Annotated in this window: 1 protein-coding gene (running past one end of the window); it reads right to left on the bottom strand. The window is 45.4% G+C overall.

Going from position 1 to position 18,534, the window contains the following annotated elements; translation table 11 throughout:
• A protein-coding gene (locus SJY39_RS07800) for a retention module-containing protein (RefSeq protein WP_390241648.1) crosses the window boundary here: on the bottom strand, nt 1–18,534 show its 5' portion. 9,189 nt of this gene lie to the left of the window's left edge; the window shows 18,534 of its 27,723 coding nt (coding positions 1–18,534); its start codon is at nt 18,532–18,534; its stop codon lies off the left edge, out of view.

Genomic DNA, 18,534 nt, shown 5'->3' with positions numbered 1-18,534 from the left:
TTCCGATGTCACCGTAATGGTCTTGACTATATCACCACCAGAATGGTCTAGATTTCTGTTAGGCTCGAAACGCACATCTCCTTCAAGATTGATAAACAAAGACCCTTCAGTTAATACAAACTCTTGCTCGCCAGTATTCGTTTGTACCAATGCTTTTTCAGCTTGATTGTCATACACAAACTTAGTGATTGTGGCGCCATCTGCACTTTGTGCAGGCATCACATCAAAGACTGTTGTAGTTGGTGTTCCCGTACTTGGCTCTGTGATGTTGAGCGCACCTGATTGCATCAGCTGAACATCATCGGTGATGGTAACAGTCAGCGGTTTAGACGCTGAAATATCACCATCGGTATCTTCTGCATAAACAGAAAGATCAAAGCTCAGATCGTTATTTCCTAAACCATCAACATGATCTAAACGTTCAAGCAAAGTAAACGTATATTGGCTTGGGTTCGTGTCATCAAAATCTAGAGTGAATATGGTTTTCTCCACACCCATTCCATCAGTGGTAAAGGCAATGTAGTCGCCAGAGTTTGCAGGATCTTCACGTAAACTCAGTGACAAACCATCCGACTTCAACGCGCCGTTAGTATTGAATAGCCCTACTTCCACCACTATTTCAGCAATATCATCACTGCTTGCAAGTGAAGTAATGGTTTGAGTGATACTCACAGGATTTACACTAGGCGTCGAACCATCCGCAAGTAAGCTTTCTGACAATGCCACACCCGGCACAACGTCGATTGTTGGTCCATCACCATCAACAATGGTGAGCGTAACCGTCGACGAAAAGATATCGTTATCAAAGTCTGAAGACGTGAACACGATTGACTTAACAATGTTCCCTGAAGAGTGATCAAGGTTTCGATTTGGCTCAAACCTTACATCACCATCTAATGTCACAAACAATGAACCTTCAATGAAAACAAACTCTTGTTCGCCAATGCTGTTTTGATTTAGAGAAATTGGCGAACCACCGTCGTACGTGAACTGCGTAATATTCGCGCCGTCTGCACTTGGTATTGGCATCACATCGACTGTCGCCGTTGTAGGCGTACCAGAATTGGGTTCGGTAATGGTTAAGAAGCCATCTTGCATTTGCTGGATGTCATCTTCTATCGTAACCACCACATCGCGCTTCGTTGATTCAGAATCATCGGTATCAACGGCATAAACCGGCAGACGGAAAGTTAGATCGTTATGCAGTACACCATTAAGATGATCAAACGCCTCAATCAAGGTAAAAGTAAACTCACCTTTGTTGACACTATCAAAGCGAATTGTGAATACATCGGTAACGTTACCCATACCATCATCGGTATAACCAATGTAGTCACCTGCTGAAGCTGGATCTTCTGTAAGTTGAACGACAAGACCACTTGATTTCAGCAGATCGCCAGGATTGAATTCGTTGGTCGCAACTCTAAAGTGACTAAAATCATCACTTCCTTCGGTATAAGTGATTGTGTGAGTCGAACTGACCGCAGAACCACTTGGCATCGAGCCATCCGCTAAGTTGACCTCCGATAAGTAAACATCTGGAACCACGTTAATAACGGGATCGATACCGTCTTTGATCGTCAACGTGACATCCGCAGTATCTGTATCGTTATCAAAATCACTGGTGGTGACGACAATCGTTCTTACAATATCGCCGGATGAATGGTCAAGATCTCGGCTCGGTTCAAAACGAACCTCCCCTTCAATGGTGATATACAATAAGCCATCGGTTACGGTAAAGACCTGTTCTGTGGAGATGCTTGGGTCTAGCGTAACAGCTGTGCCACCATCGTAAGTAAACTGTGTCACTTTCGCGCTATCAGCACTCTGTGTTGGCATAACATCAATGATTGGCGTCGTAGGTGGCGTACCCGATGCCAAATCAGCTAATGAAGGCTCAGTGATACTCAAAGTACCATCTTGAACACCTTGTACATCATCGGTGATCGCAACCGTCATAGGCGACATTGCAGAATCATCACCATCCGCATCAACCGCCAAAACAGGGACATCGAAGCTTAGTATATTGTTTTGTAATCCATCTACATGATCTAATGCCTCAAGCAGTGTGAACGTGTATTGCCCTAAATTGCTCGTCGAGAAGCTGATCGTGAAGACGTTGGTTTCTACGTTAGAACCGTCTTTAACGAAGCCAATGTAATTACCAGAATCTGCTGGTTGCTCTTTTATCTGAACATCAAGGCCATTCGATTTCAAAGCCCCTGAAGTATTGAACTGCGTAGGGTCAATTCTGAAATGGCTTACGTCGTCACTGCCCGCTATGTAGGTAATGTTTTGTGTCATTGTCACTGGATTGCCGGTTGGCACAGAGCCATCGGCCAGATCCACTTCAGATAACGCAATTCCAGGAACAAGGTCGATAGTAGGAAGGTCACCATCAACAATCTTCAGTGTCACTTTCGATGTGACAATATCGCCATCAAGGTCAACAGACGTTACCTCAATAGACTTAGTAATATCACCACCTGCATGATTTTGATTACGCACAGGTTCAAAACGTATTTCACCCTCTGTCGTAATGAATACCGAGCCTTCCGTGAACACGAACTCTTGTTCACCATTCACATTTAAATCAAGACTTTCTGCAGTGTTTCCATCGAACACAAATGAGGTAATTTTTGCTCCGTCGGCACTTTGACTTGGCATCACGTCTAGAGTATTCGATGTTTCAACAGCACTCGCAGGCTCGCGACTGGTTATTGTACCGCCCAGCATCAGTTGCACATCATCGCCAATAGTCACGCCAAGCTGAGAAACTAGCGAGTCATCGCCATCACTATCAACCGCATACACAGGCAGATTAAAGCTTAAATCGTTGTTGCCACGTGCATCTTGATGATCCAGAGCTTCGATTAAGGTAAATGTGTATTCGCCTAATGTTGCGGAGTTAAAGTCCAACGTAAATACTGTCGTCTCCACGTTAGACGAACTGGTAGTAAATCCGATGTAGTTGCCCGACCCTTGCGGATCTTCGCGTAATTCAACGGCTAAGCCATTCGATTTAAGCGCATCGTTGGTATTGAACTCAGTTGGTTCAATTCGGAAGCGAACCACATCGTCACTTTGGTTGGTGAAAGTAATAGTTTGCGTTGAGCTGATCGCACCAGCGTTTGGAGCCGAACCATCCGCTAGATTTGTTTCTGAGAGAGTAACGCTTGGAACTGCATCGATGGTTGGAATATCACCATCTGTAATGGTCAGTGTAATGGTTGAAGTCACCGGATCATTATCAAAATCACTTGAAGTAACCACTATCGACTTCACGATGTCTTCGCTAACTGAATGGTCAAGGTCGCGATTCGGTTCAAAACGCACTTGGCCTTGCAGAGTGATAAACAAATCACCTTCTGTAAAACTGAATTGCTGCTCACCTACGATGCTTTGATCAAGTGTGTTTACGGCACCGTCATAAGTGAACTGAGTGATCGTCGCACCATCGGCACTTTGGTTTGGCATCACATCAATGGTGCTGGTTGTAATGGTTCCGTCTGCAAGATTTGGCTCAGTGATATCTAACGTACCGTCTTGCATGATTTGGACATCATCACCAATGGTCACATTCAGTTGAGATACCAGAGAATCATCGCCATCACTGTCGACAGCGTAAACAGGTAGATCAAAGCTCAGATTGTTGTTATCCAAACCATCCGCATGGTCTAACGCTTCAAGCAGAGTAAAGGTGTATTCGCCCAAACTACTCGTAGAGAAACTAATGGTGAACACTGGAACTTCAGCGTTCGAACCATTGGTAATAAAACCTATGTAAGTGCCCGGATTCGCAGAGTCTTCTTTTATCTCAACCGCAAATCCATTCGATTTAAGTGCACCGCCGACATTGAACTCGGTTGGTTCAATACGGAAACTGGTTACATCATCGCTTTGATTCGTGAAGGTAATCGTCTCAGTTTGACTGACAGCACTGCCGCTTGGAGTTGAGCCATCTGCAAGGTTGGTTTCAGACAAGGTAACGCTTGGCACTGCATCAATGGTTGGGATATCACCATCAGTAATGGTCAAAGTTACTGTTGACGTCACTACATCGTTATCTGAATCGCCCGAAGTCACCACTATCGACTTCACGATGTTTTCGCTAGCGGTGTGGTTTAGATTACGATTTGGCTCGAAGCGCACTTCACCTTGCAAGGTAATGAACAGTGAACCTTCAGCAAAGACAAACTTCTGTTCACCCGTATCGTTTTGATCAAGCGTTATTACTGCTCCGTTATCATATATAAACTGAGTAATTGTCGCCCCATCGGCGCTTTGTTCAGGCATCACATCAACAGTAGCTGTCGTCGGAGTACCTGCAGCCAAATCAGCAACCGTTGGCTCAATAATATTAAGCGCTTGGTCTTGCATGACCTGTACATCATCACCGATGGTGACTTTAAGTTGAGACACCAGTGAATCATCACCATCGCTATCAATCGCGTAAACAGGAAGGTCAAAAGTCAGATCATTCTTCGCTAAGCCATCTACATGATCCAACGCTTCAAGCAAAGTGAATGTGTATTGGCCTAAGTTAGTATCTGAGAAGCTAATCGTGAATACGTTAGTTTCAACATTCGGAGCCGTTGTCACAAAGCCGATATAGCCACCCGATGTGGTTGGGTCGGGTTTCAACTCAACCGCCAATCCGTTCGATGTCAAAGCACCACCAACATTAAACTCAGTCGGTTCAATGCGGAAACTCGTCACGTCATCACTTTGGTTAGTAAAGGCAATCGTTTGAGTTGAACTCACCGCACTGGCATTCGGGTCAGAGCCGTCACTCAGATTCGTTTCTGACAGCGTAACGCTTGGCACTGTGTCAATGGTTGGGATATCACCATCAGTAATGGTTAGCGTTACCGTTGAGGTCAGCACATCGTTATCCGAATCGCTAGACGTCACCACGATAGATTTCACGATGTCTTCGTTCAGCCTGTGGTCTAAATCGCGATTAGGCTCAAAGCGCACTTCACCTTGAAGCGTGATGAACAGTTCACCTTCCGTAAAGCTAAACTGCTGCTCACCATTTTCATTTTGGTCAAGCGTTCGAAGCTGGCCATCATAAGTGAATTGCGTCACTGTTGCGCCATCAGCGCTTTGATTCGGCATTACATCGAAAATAATGGTTGTTACCGTACCATTAGCAAGATTTGGTTCAACGATACCTAACTTACCGTCTTGCATGATTTGAACATCATCGCCAATGGTCACGCCAAGCTGAGAAACTAACGAATCATCGCCATCACTATCAACCGCATACACAGGTAGATTAAAGCTTAAATCGTTGTTGCCACGCGCATCTTGATGATCCAGAGCTTCGATTAAAGTAAATGTGTATTCACCTAAGGTTCCGGAGTTAAAGTCCAACGTAAATACTGTCGTCTCCACGTTAGACGAACTGGTAGTAAATCCGATGTACTGACCAGAACCTTGAGGATCTTCACGCAGTTCGACCGCTAAACCATTCGATTTAAGTGCATCGTTAGTATTGAACTCGGTTGGTTCTAAACGGAAGCGAACCACATCATCACTTTGGTTGGTGAAAGTAATCGTCTCCGTTTGACTAACCGCACTGCCACTTGGCGCAGAACCATCCGCTAAATTTGTTTCTGAGAGCGTAACGCTTGGCACTGCATCGATGGTTGGAATATCACCATCGGTAATGGTCAGCGTAATGGTTGAAGTCACCGGATCATTATCGAAATCACTTGAAGTCACCACAATCGACTTCACGATATCTTCACTCACTGAGTGGTCTAGGTCGCGGTTCGGCTCAAAGCGCACTTCCCCTTCAAGAGTGATAAACAGCTCACCTTCTGTGAAACTGAACTGCTGCTCGCCTGAAATGCTTTGATCCAGTGTGTTTACGACGCCGTCATAAGTAAACTGAGTGATCGTCGCACCATCGGCACTCTGATTTGGCATCACATCAATGGTGTTGGTTGTGATTGTTCCGTCTGCAAGATTTGGTTCAACAATATCTAACGTACCGTCTTGCATGATTTGGACATCATCACCAATGGTCACGTTAAGTTGAGATACCAGAGAATCATCACCATCACTGTCTACCGCATAAACAGGCAGTTCAAAGCTCAGATCGTTATTATCTAAACCATCCACATGGTCTAACGTTTCAAGCAGAGTAAAGGTGTACTCACCTAGTGTGGTCGTAGAGAAGCCAATAGTGAAGACAGGAACTTCAGTATTCGAGCCATCAATAATAAAACCGATATAAGTGCCCGGGTTAGCAGAGTCTTCTTTTATCTCAACTGCAAATCCGTTCGATTTTAGTGCTCCACCGGCATTGAACTCGGTTGGTTCAATTCGGAAACTCACTACATCATCACTTTGGTTCGTGAAAGTAATCGTCTCAGTCTGACTTACTGCACTGCCGCTTGGTAAAGACCCATCAACGAGATTGGTTTCTGAAAGCGTAACGCTTGGCACCGCATCAATGGTTGGGATATCACCATCAGTAATAGTCAGAGTGACCGTTGACGTCACCACATCGTTATCTAAATCGCTTGAAGTCACCACAATCGACTTCACGATGTCTTCGCTAAGCGTGTGGTCTAGATTACGGTTTGGTTCGAAGCGCACGTCACCTTGAAGAGTGATGAACAACTCACCTTCTGTGAAGCTAAATTGCTGCTCACCATTGTCATTTTGATCCAGAGTTCGAACTTGACCGTCATACGTAAACTGGGTGATTGTCGCGCCATCGGCACTTTGTTCTGGCATCACATCAATGGTATTCGTTGTGATTGTGCCGTCTGCAAGGTTTGGCTCAGTGATATCTAACGTACCACCTTGCATGATTTGAACATCATCACCAATGGTCACATTCAGTTGAGACACCAGTGAATCATCACCATCGCTATCAACCGCGTAAACAGGAAGGTCAAAAGTCAGATCATTCTTCGCTAAGCCATCTACATGATCCAACGCTTCAAGCAAGGTGAAGGTGTATTGACCTAAATTGGTATCCGAGAAGCTAATCGTAAACACGTTAGTTTCAACATTCGGAGCGGTTGTCACAAAACCGATGTAGCCACCCGGAGTGGTTGGGTCGGCTTTCAACTCAACCGCCAATCCGTTTGATGTGAGAGCACCACCAATATTGAACTCCGTCGGTTCAATACGGAAACTTGTCACATCATCACTTTGGTTAGTAAAGGTAATGGTTTGAGTGGAACTTACCGCACTTGCATTCGGAGCAGATCCGTCACTCAGATTCGTTTCTGACAGCGTAACGCTTGGCACAGTGTCAATCGTTGGGATATCGCCATCGGTAATGGTTAGCGTTACCGTTGAAGACACAAGATCGCTATCAGAATCACTCGATGTTACGACTATCGACTTAACGATATCGCCACCAGTATGATCGAGGTTACGACTTGGTTCGAAACGAATATCGCCTTGTAGAGTGATATACAAAGACCCGTCAGCAACCACAAACTTTTGCTCACCCGTGTCATTTTGGTCAAGCGTCAATACCGCCCCACCATCGTAAGTGAACTGAGTAATGGTCGTGCCATCAGCTCCTTCTTCATCAAGGACATTAACGATTGGCGTAGTCGGCGTACCTGCTGCCAAATCTGCAACCGTTGGCTCTTCAATAGTGAGAGAGTCATTAACCATCACTTGAATATCATCAGTAATAGTTACAGCCAGTGGCGACATCACAGAGTCATCACCATCGCTATCAACCGCGTAAACTGGCAAGTTAAATGTTAGGTCGTTGTTGCCTTGAATTGGTGTGTGGTCAATCGCTTCCAGAAGCGTGAAGGTGTACTCACCCAAAGTGGTACTGCTGAAATCGAGTGTAAACACTGTGGTTTCGACATTCGAAATATCAGTCGTGAAACCAATGTAATTGCCTGAACCTGTTGGTTCTTCTCGAATCTCAATGTTTAAACCATCGGACTTGAGCGCGTTGTTGGTATTAAATTCACTTGGCTCTAAACGGAATTTCTCAACATCGTCACTTTGATTAGTGAAAGTGATGGTTTCCGTTTGGCTAACCGCGCTGCCAGTTGGCGTGGAACCATCAGCAAGATTAGCTTCTTCAAGTGATACGCTCGGCACCGCATCAATAGTCGGATTGTCACCATCAGTAATGATCAGCGTAACGGTTGAAGTAAGAGAATCGTTATCGAAGTCACTTGAAGTCACCACAATCGACTTCACGATGTCTTCGCTCACTGAGTGGTCTAGATCGCGATTAGGTTCAAAGCGTACTTCACCTTCAAGGGTGATATACAGTTCGCCTTCTGTGAAGCTGAACTGCTGTTCGCCTGAAATACTTTGATCCAGTGTGTTTACGGCACCATCATAAGTGAACTGAGTGATCGTCGCACCATCGGCACTTTGGTTTGGCATCACATCAATGGTATTGGTTGTGATTGTTCCATCAGCCAGATTTGGCTCGGTGATATCTAACGTACCGTCCTGCATGATCTGAACATCATCACCGATGGTCACATTAAGCTGGGATACCAGTGAATCGTCACCGTCCGTATCAACAGCATAAACAGGCAGGTCGAAGCTAAGATCGTTGTTATCTAAACCATCCGCATGGTCTAACGCTTCAAGTAAGGTAAAGGTGTATTCGCCTAACGTACTCGTAGAGAAACTAATGTTGAACACTGGAACTTCAGCGTTCGAACCATCGGTAATAAAACCGATGTAAGTACCGGGATTAGCAGAGTCTTCTTTTATCTCGACCGCAGCTCCGTTCGATTTTAGTGCTCCACCGACATTGAACTCGGTTGGCTCAATGCGGAAGTTTGCTACATCATCACTTTGATTGATAAAGGTGATGGTCTCAGTTTGACTGACTGCGCTGCCGCTTGGTGCTGAGCCGTCACTAAGGTTGGTTTCAGACAGAGTAACGCTAGGCACTGCATCAATGGTTGGGATATCACCATCGGTAATGGTCAGCGTCACTGTGGAGGTCAGTACGTCATTGTCTGAATCGCTTGAGGTCACCACTATCGATTTGACGATGTCTTCGTTAACCGTGTGATCTAAATTACGATTGGGTTCGAAGCGCACCTCACCTTCAATAGTGATGAACAACTCACCTTCCGTGAAGCTAAATTGCTGCTCACCATTGTCATTTTGGTCGAGTGTTATTACCGTCCCGCCGTCGTAAGTAAACTGAGTGATCGTCGCGCCATCGGCACTTTGCTCTGGCATCACATCAATGGTGTTGGTTGTGATTGTGCCGTCAGCAAGATTTGGTTCCGTGATATCTAAGACACCGCCCTGCATAATTTGAACATCATCACCAATCGTGACGTTAAGCTGAGACACGAGTGAATCATCGCCATCACTATCGACGGCGTAAACCGGTAAGTCGAAACTCAAATCATTATTTGTGAGGCCATCAACATGGTCTAAAGCTTCAAGTAAGGTGAAGGTGTATTGGCCTAAATTGGTATCTGAGAAACTAATCGTGAACACGCTGGTTTCAACGTTCGAGCCATCGGTAACATAACCGATGTAGCCGCCCGGTGTGGTTGGATCGGCTTTCAGATCAACCGCCAATCCATTTGATGTTAGAGCACCACCAACATTGAATTCGGTTGGTTCAATGCGGAAGCTGGTCACATCATCACTTTGAGTGGTGTAAGTAATGGTTTGAGTTGAACTCACCGCGCTGCCGCTTGGTGCAGAGCCATCACTCAGATTCGTTTCTGACAAGTTCACTGTTGGCACATTATCAATGGTTGGAATATCACCATCGGTAATGGTCAGCGTAACTGTTGAGGTCAGCGCATCGTTATCCGAATCGCTAGACGTCACCACGATCGATTTCACGATGTCTTCGTTCAGCGTGTGGTCTAGATTACGATTAGGCTCAAAGCGCACTTCACCTTCAAGCGTGATAAACAACTCACCTTCTGTGAAACTAAACTGCTGCTCGCCAGTGTCATTTTGGTCCAGCGTTCGTAGTTGACCATCATAAGTGAATTGCGTCACCGTTGCGCCATCAGCGCTTTGATTTGGCATCACATCGAAAATGCTAGTTGTTACCGTGCCATCAGCAAGATTTGGTTCAACGATATCTAACGTACCGTCTTGCATAATTTGAACATCATCGCCGATAGTGACATTTAACGGAGACATCAGTGAATCATCGCCGTCACTGTCTACCGCATAAACAGGTAGGTCAAAGCTGAGGTCGTTATTGCCTCGGGCATCTTGGTGGTCTAATGCTTCGATGAGCGTGAACGTGTATTCGCCTAATGCCCCAGAATTAAAGCTTAATGTGAATACTGTAGTTTCTATGTTTGTGGCACTGGTCGTAAAACCAATATAGTCACCCGACCCTGCCGGATCTTCACGTAACTCAACGGATAGACCGTTCGATTTAAGATCATCGTTAGTATTGAACTCTGTTAGCTCAATACGGAAACGAACCACATCATCACTTTGGTTGGTGAACGTGATGGTTTGAGTGGAGCTTACCGCGCTGCCACTTGGCGCAGAGCCATCAGTCAGATTCGTTTCAGAGAGGGTAACGCTTGGAATAACATCAATCGTAGGGTTATCACCATCCGTAATCGTCAGGGTTATGGTTGATGTCAGAGAATCATTATCAAAATCACTTGAAGTCACGACAATCGACTTCACGATGTCTTCGCTAACTGAATGGTCTAGGTCGCGGTTCGGCTCAAAGCGCACTTCACCTTCAAGGGTAATAAACAGTTCACCCTCTGTGAAGCTGAACTGCTGTTCGCCTGAAATACTTTGGTCCAGTGTGTTTACGACACCGTCATAAGTGAACTGAGTGATCGTCGCACCATCGGCACTCTGATTTGGCATCACATCAATGGTATTGGTTGTGATTGTTCCATCAGCCAGATTTGGTTCAACGATATCTAATGTGCCATCTTGCATTATTTGGACATCATCACCGATGGTCACATTAAGCTGAGACACCAGTGAATCGTCGCCATCACTATCAACCGCATAAACAGGCAGTTCGAAGCTCAGATCGTTATTATATAAACCATCCACATGGTCTAGCGCTTCAAGTAAGGTAAAGGTATATTCACCTAACGTACCCGTAGAAAAGGCAATCGTGAAAACTGGAACTTCAGTGTTCAAACTATCGGTAATAAAGCCGATGTAAGTACCCGGGTTAGCAGAGTCTTCTTTTATCTCGACCGCAAAGCCATTAGACGTCAGAGCTCCACCTACATTGAACTCGGTTGGCTCAATACGGAAACTCGCCACATCATCACTTTGATTAGTGAAAGTAATCGTCTCAGTTTGGCTTACTGCACTGCCGCTAGGCGCAGAGCCGTCACTTAAGTTAGTTTCCGAAAGTGTAACGCTTGGCACTGCATCAATGGTTGGGATATCACCATCGGTGATGGTCAGCGTCACTGTGGAGGTCAGTACGTCATTGTCTGAATCGCTTGAGGTCACCACTATCGATTTGACGATGTCTTCGTTAACCGTGTGGTCTAGATTACGGTTTGGCTCAAAGCGCACGTCACCTTGAAGAGTGATGAACAACTCACCTTCTGAGAAGCTAAATTGCTGCTCACCATTGTCAGTTTGATCCAGCGTTCGAACTTGACCATCATAAGTAAACTGAGTGATCGTCGCGCCGTCAGCGCTTTGCTCAGGCATCACATCGATGGTGTTGGTTGTGATTGTGCCGTCTGCAATATTTGGTTCCGTGATATCTAACGTACCACCTTGCATGATTTGAACATCATCGCCGATGGTTACATTTAACTGAGAAACCAGTGAATCATCGCCATCGCTATCAACTGCATAAACCGGCAGATCAAAGCTCAGATCATTATTTGCAAGGCCATCTACATGATCTACCGCTTCAATCAACGTAAAGGTATACTGGCCTAAATTGGTATCCGAGAAACTAATCGTGAACACGTTGGTTTCAACGTTCGAACCATCAGTAACATAACCGATGTAGCCGCCCGGCGTGGTTGGATCGGCTTTCAGTTCGACTGCCAATCCATTTGATGTGAGAGCGCCACCAACATTGAATTCGGTTGGTTCAATACGGAAGCTGGTCACATCATCACTTTGATTCGTGTAAGTAATCGTCTCGGTCTGACTTACTGCGCTGCCGCTTGGTGCAGAGCCATCATTCAGATTAGTTTCAGAAAGAGTAACGCTTGGCACTGCATCAATGGTTGGGATATCACCATCGGTAATGGTCAGCGTTACTGTTGAGGTAAGCACATCGTTATCCGAATCGCTAGACGTCACCACGATCAATTTCACGATGTCTTCGTTCAGCGCGTGGTCTAGATTGCGATTAGGTTCGAAACGAACGTCACCTTGAAGCGTGATAAACAACTCACCTTCCGTGAAGCTAAACTGCTGCTCGCCGTTATCATTTGGGTCAAGTGTTCGTAGTTGACCGTCATAAGTAAACTGAGTGATCGTCGCGCCATCGGCACTCTGGTTTGGCATCACATCAATGGTGCTGGTTGTCACTGTGCCAGCGGCCAAATCTGCGACGGTTGGCTCGACGATATCTAACGTATCATCTTGCATGATTTGAACATCATCGCCGATGGTCACACTTAACGGAGACATCAGTGAATCATCGCCGTCACTGTCTACCGCATAAACGGGTAAATCAAAACTGAGGTCATTGTTGCCACGGGCATTTTGATGATCCAAAGCCTCAAGCAAAGTAAAGGTATATTCACCTAATGTGGTGCTAGAAAAACTCAGTGTAAATACCGTGGTTTCGACATTCGTCGCACTGGTCGTAAAACCAATATAGTCACCCGACCCTGCTGGATCTTCACGTAACTCAACGGCTAGACCGTTCGATTTAAGATCATCGTTAGTATTGAACTCTGTTGGCTCAATACGGAAACGAAACACATCATCACTTTGATTGGTAAAAGTAATGGTTTGAGTGGAGCTTACCGCGCTGCCACTTGGCGCAGAGCCATCAGTCAGATTCGTTTCAGAGAGGGTAACGCTTGGAATAACATCAATCGTAGGTTTATCACCATCCGTAATCGTCAGGGTTATGGTTGATGTCAGAGAATCATTATCAAAATCACTTGAAGTCACCACAATCGACTTCACGATGTCTTCGCTAACTGAATGGTCTAGGTCGCGATTAGGTTCAAAGCGTACTTCACCTTCAAGGGTGATATACAGTTCGCCTTCTGTGAAGCTGAACTGCTGTTCGCCTGAAATACTTTGGTCCAGTGTGTTTACGACACCGTCATAAGTGAACTGAGTGATCGTCGCACCATCGGCACTCTGATTTGGCATCACATCAATGGTATTGGTTGTGATTGTTCCATCAGCCAGATTTGGTTCAACGATATCTAATGTGCCATCTTGCATTATTTGGACATCATCACCGATGGTCACATTAAGCTGAGACACCAGTGAATCGTCGCCATCACTATCAACCGCATAAACAGGCAGATCGAAGCTCAGATCGTTATTATCTAAACCATCCACATGGTCTAACGCTTCAAGTAAGGTAAAGGTATATTCACCTAACGTACCCGTAGAAAAGGCAATCGTGAAAACTGGAACTTCAGTGTTCAAACTATCGGTAATAAAGCCGATGTAAGTACCCGGGTTAGCAGAGTCTTCTTTTATCTCGACCGCAAAACCATTAGACGTCAGAGCTCCACCTACATTGAACTCGGTTGGCTCAATACGGAAACTCGCCACATCATCACTTTGATTAGTGAAAGTAATCGTCTCAGTTTGGCTTACTGCACTGCCGCTAGGCGCAGAGCCGTCACTTAAGTTAGTTTCCGAAAGTGTAACGCTTGGCACTGCATCAATGGTTGGGATATCACCATCGGTGATGGTCAGCGTCACTGTGGAGGTCAGTACGTCATTGTCTGAATCGCTTGAGGTCACCACTATCGATTTGACGATATCTTCGTTAACCGTGTGGTCTAGATTACGGTTTGGCTCAAAGCGCACGTCACCTTGAAGAGTGATGAACAACTCACCTTCTGAGAAGCTAAATTGCTGCTCACCATTGTCAGTTTGATCCAGCGTTCGAACTTGACCATCATAAGTAAACTGAGTGATCGTCGCGCCGTCAGCGCTTTGCTCAGGCATCACATCGATGGTGTTGGTTGTGATTGTGCCGTCTGCAATATTTGGTTCCGTGATATCTAACGTACCACCTTGCATGATTTGAACATCATCACCGATGGTTACATTTAACTGAGAAACCAGTGAATCATCGCCATCGCTATCAACTGCATAAACCGGCAAATCAAAGCTCAGATCATTATTTGCAAGGCCATCTACATGATCTACCGCTTCAATCAACGTAAAGGTATACTGGCCTAAATTGGTATCCGAGAAACTAATCGTGAACACGTTGGTTTCAACGTTCGAACCATCAGTAACATAACCGATGTAGCCGCCCGGCGTGGCTGGATCGGCTTTCAGTTCGACTGCCAATCCATTTGATGTGAGAGCGCCACCAACATTGAATTCGGTTGGTTCAATACGGAAGCTGGTCACATCATCGCTTTGAGTGGTGTAAGTAATAGTTTGAGTTGAGCTCACCGCACTGCCGCTTGGTGCAGAGCCATCACTCAGATTCGTTTCCGACAAAGTCACTGTTGGCACATTATCAATGGCTGGGATATCACCATCGGTAATGGTCAGCGTTACTGTGGAAGTCACCACATCGTTATCGGAATCGCTAGACGTCACCACGATTGATTTCACGATGTCTTCGTTCAATGTGTGGTTTAGATTGCGATTGGGCTCAAAACGGACTTCACCTTGAAGCGTGATAAACAACTCACCTTCCGTGAAGCTGAACTGTTGTTCGCCATTGTCATTTTGGTCAAGCGTTCGAAGCTGGCCGTCATAAGTAAATTGCGTCACCGTTACGCCATCAGCACTTTGATTCGGCATCACATCGAAAATGCTAGTTGTTACCGTGCCATCAGCAAGATTTGGTTCAACGATATCTAACGTACCGTCTTGCATAATTTGAACATCATCGCCGATGGTCACACTTAACGAAGACATCAGTGAATCATCGCCATCACTGTCTACCGCATAAACAGGTAAATCAAAGCTAAGCTCGTTGTTGCCACGGGCATCTTGGTGGTCTAACGCTTCGATGAGCGTGAACGTGTATTCGCCTAATGCCCCAGAATTAAAGCTTAATGTGAATACTGTAGTTTCTATGTTTGTGGCACTGGTCGTAAAACCAATATAGTCACCCGACCCTACCGGGTCTTCACGTAACTCAACGGCTAGACCGTTCGATTTAAGATCATCGTTAGTATTAAATTCCGTTGGCTCAATACGGAAACGAACCACATCATCACTTTGATTGGTAAAAGTAATGGTTTGAGTGGAGCTTACCGCGCTGCCACTTGGCGATGAGCCATCAATTAAATCAGCTTCTTCAAGTAAGACGCTCGGCACCGTATTAATAATCGGATTGTCACCATCAGTAATGGTCAGCGTAATGGTTGAAGTCACCGGATCGTTATCGAAGTCACTTGAAGTTACGACAATCGACTTCACGATGTCTTCGCTCGCCGAGTGGTCTAGATCGCGGTTCGGCTCAAAACGTACTTCACCTTCAAGGGTAATAAACAGTTCACCCTCTGTGAAGCTAAATTGCTGTTCGCCTGAAATACTTTGGTCCAGTGTGTTTACAACACCGTCATAAGTGAACTGAGTGATCGTCGCACCATCGGCACTCTGATTTGGCATCACATCAATGGTATTGGTTGTGATTGTTCCATCAGCCAGATTTGGTTCAACGATATCTAATGTGCCATCTTGCATTATTTGGACATCATCACCGATGGTCACATTAAGCTGAGACACCAGTGAATCGTCGCCATCACTATCAACCGCATAAACAGGCAGTTCGAAGCTCAGATCGTTATTATCTAAACCATCCACATGGTCTAACGCTTCAAGTAAAGTAAAGCTGTATTCACCAAGTGTGGTGGTCGAGAAACTAATGGCGAACACTGGGATTTCAGTATTCGAACCATCGGTTATAAAACCGATATAAGTACCCGGATTAGCAGAATCCTCTTTTATCTCAACCGCAAACCCATTGGACGTCAGAGCTCCACCTACATTGAACTCGGTTGGTTCAATACGGAAACTCGCCACATCATCACTGCCTGCAGTAAAGGTAATCGTTTCAGTAGCGCTCACTGCACTTCCGCTTGGTGCAGAACCATCGGCAACATCTGTTTCAGATAAAGTAACAGGTGGAATCAGATCTATGGCTGGGTTCTGACCATCGGTAATGCTTAGTTCAAGTGATGATGTATCAATATCGCCATCACCATCTTCAGCTAAAAATGAAAACTGTTTGACGATAGTTTCGCTGCTTGAGTGGTCGATATCACGAGCGACTTCAAAACTGAAATCACCATTCAACGAGATAGTGACCACACCCTCAGTAAAACTGAAAGTTTGAGTAGCATCGGGGAGCAGGCTTTGATCTAGCGAGTAATCAACACCATCATAGTTAAACGATTGAATTGTAGATCCATCTGCGCCTTCGAAACTGAACAGGTTATACGAAACAATGGTATCACCCGCTAAAGTGGGTTCCGTTACTGACTCAACCTTATCAATGAGTTCAACGACATCGTCTTTAACATTGACGAGAATCTCAGCAGCTTCTGGGGTGTTCGAACCTCCAGACAGTGCAGAGCGGTCACCATCCGCATCAACGGCATAAATTGGCAATGCAAAGGTTAGCAGCACATCTTCAGCACCTTGGTGAGATAGCTCTTCGTATAGAGTGAATTCATAGTTCCCCAATGACGGGCTATCCACTTTAACGTCAAAGACTGTAATTCTAGAACCATTGACCTCAACATAGCCTTCGTAAGTTCTTACACCGTTAGTTTGATCAATAAGCTCGAGCAGTACGGCTTCGCCATTAGAAGTTAAAGAACCATCAGTATTAAACTCCGTCGGCTCAAGCTCATAATGGTCGATGATATCACTGTCAAAAATATCCGCAGTAACACTACCACTTCCAGATACTGTCGCAGTCCCCTCTTGTGAGCCACCAACGACTCCCGACTCATCGACATCAATACTGTCAATATTAGTAATAACGGGACTGTCGCCATCAGTAATCGCAATGTTGATAATATTCTGTATGACATCTTGGTCAAAATCAGTAACGGTTATCGGCAAAGCAAACGAGAGAGTATCACTACCAACTTCCTCTATCGGTTTAAACTGCTCGAATTTATAGGTGCCATCGGTATCAAGCGAGATAGTGAGAACAACCTCACCTCGGCCTTGGATGGACAGAGTAATCGTTGTCCCATCATCAGAAAGTCTGGCGAGCGTGTTTTGATTATCACTGAGCAACCCATCAAACTGCTCCAGTGCACTTGCATCAAATACGGCTGATTGAAGGTTATCACTACCAATATTTGAGAAAGCTCCTTCGATTGCAGTGCTGCTAGTTTCAACGTTAGTGATATTTACACTTTCAACAGACGGATCTATCCCATCAAACACTGAAACTTGTGCGTTGACGAGTGTTGCTAGCGGATTCCCAGCGCTGTCTTCACCTTGAATATCGAAGGCGATATCAATTTGGTCGCCAGTGTAGGAAACCTGGCCACCGCCAACAGACGGTACGTGATCAATCGGCTGAGAAATCGTTGTGATTAAAGAAAGCTCAATGTTATTGCCAACACTGACGGCTTCAATGTCGATACGTAATACTTCGTCAGAACCTTGCACACCAACGATAGAATTGGTCACCGCGTCATACGTGAAGGTGACGGGCTGACCGCTTGAGGTAATGTCGCTATTAAGTTCACTAAGTAGTGACGCGAGGGATAACGTTTCTGGGGTAAAAGAATCAGGTGCGAGCGCTAAACTGCCGGCAATTATCGTCTCTGTAGATGTAATAGACTGGGGATAGGTATTATCAGAAATGGAACCTTCAGTGAGCACTCCACTGATTGATTGACCGCCAGATGAGCGGGTTATCGATCGGAACTCTTCGCGAGGTTCTTCTGTAACTTCGTCGTCTAGCCCTGTGGTTTCAAAAAAAGTTGTCGGTTGAGTTTGCGTATAGTTGTAATCTATGGTCACGAAGCCAGCATTTGCAGAACCCAGCCCGCCACCAGCCGCCGTTGCCTCTAATATTTGAGTTGGGTCGGCACCACCTAAAATTGCGTCTTGGATAGCAGCAAGGTCATCGTCGGTAAAGGTTCCGGCGTCCGCTTGCTCTGAATCGAAATTAACCTCACCGGCAATTGGTACCTCTGCCCACGCAACATTATTATCAACACAACCGACACAATTCTCGCCAACTGGAATAGCAGCGTTTTGAACACCTAATAGAACTTCCGATCCGTTCGAAGTAATAACGATCTCATTTGCACGGATAGTATCGCCAACTGAAACCTTTCTTGCACTGCCGTCAGGCTTAACTACGACAACATCACCACTCATAGCTTCAACTACTGCAGCCTGGCGCGAAACTTCAATATCCAT

The sequence above is a fragment of the Vibrio sp. R78045 genome (assembly GCF_042466085.1).
Classification (GTDB): domain Bacteria; phylum Pseudomonadota; class Gammaproteobacteria; order Enterobacterales; family Vibrionaceae; genus Vibrio; species Vibrio cyclitrophicus.
Note: the sequence above shows the minus strand (reverse complement) of the source record. Positions and strands in the feature narration are given on the sequence as shown.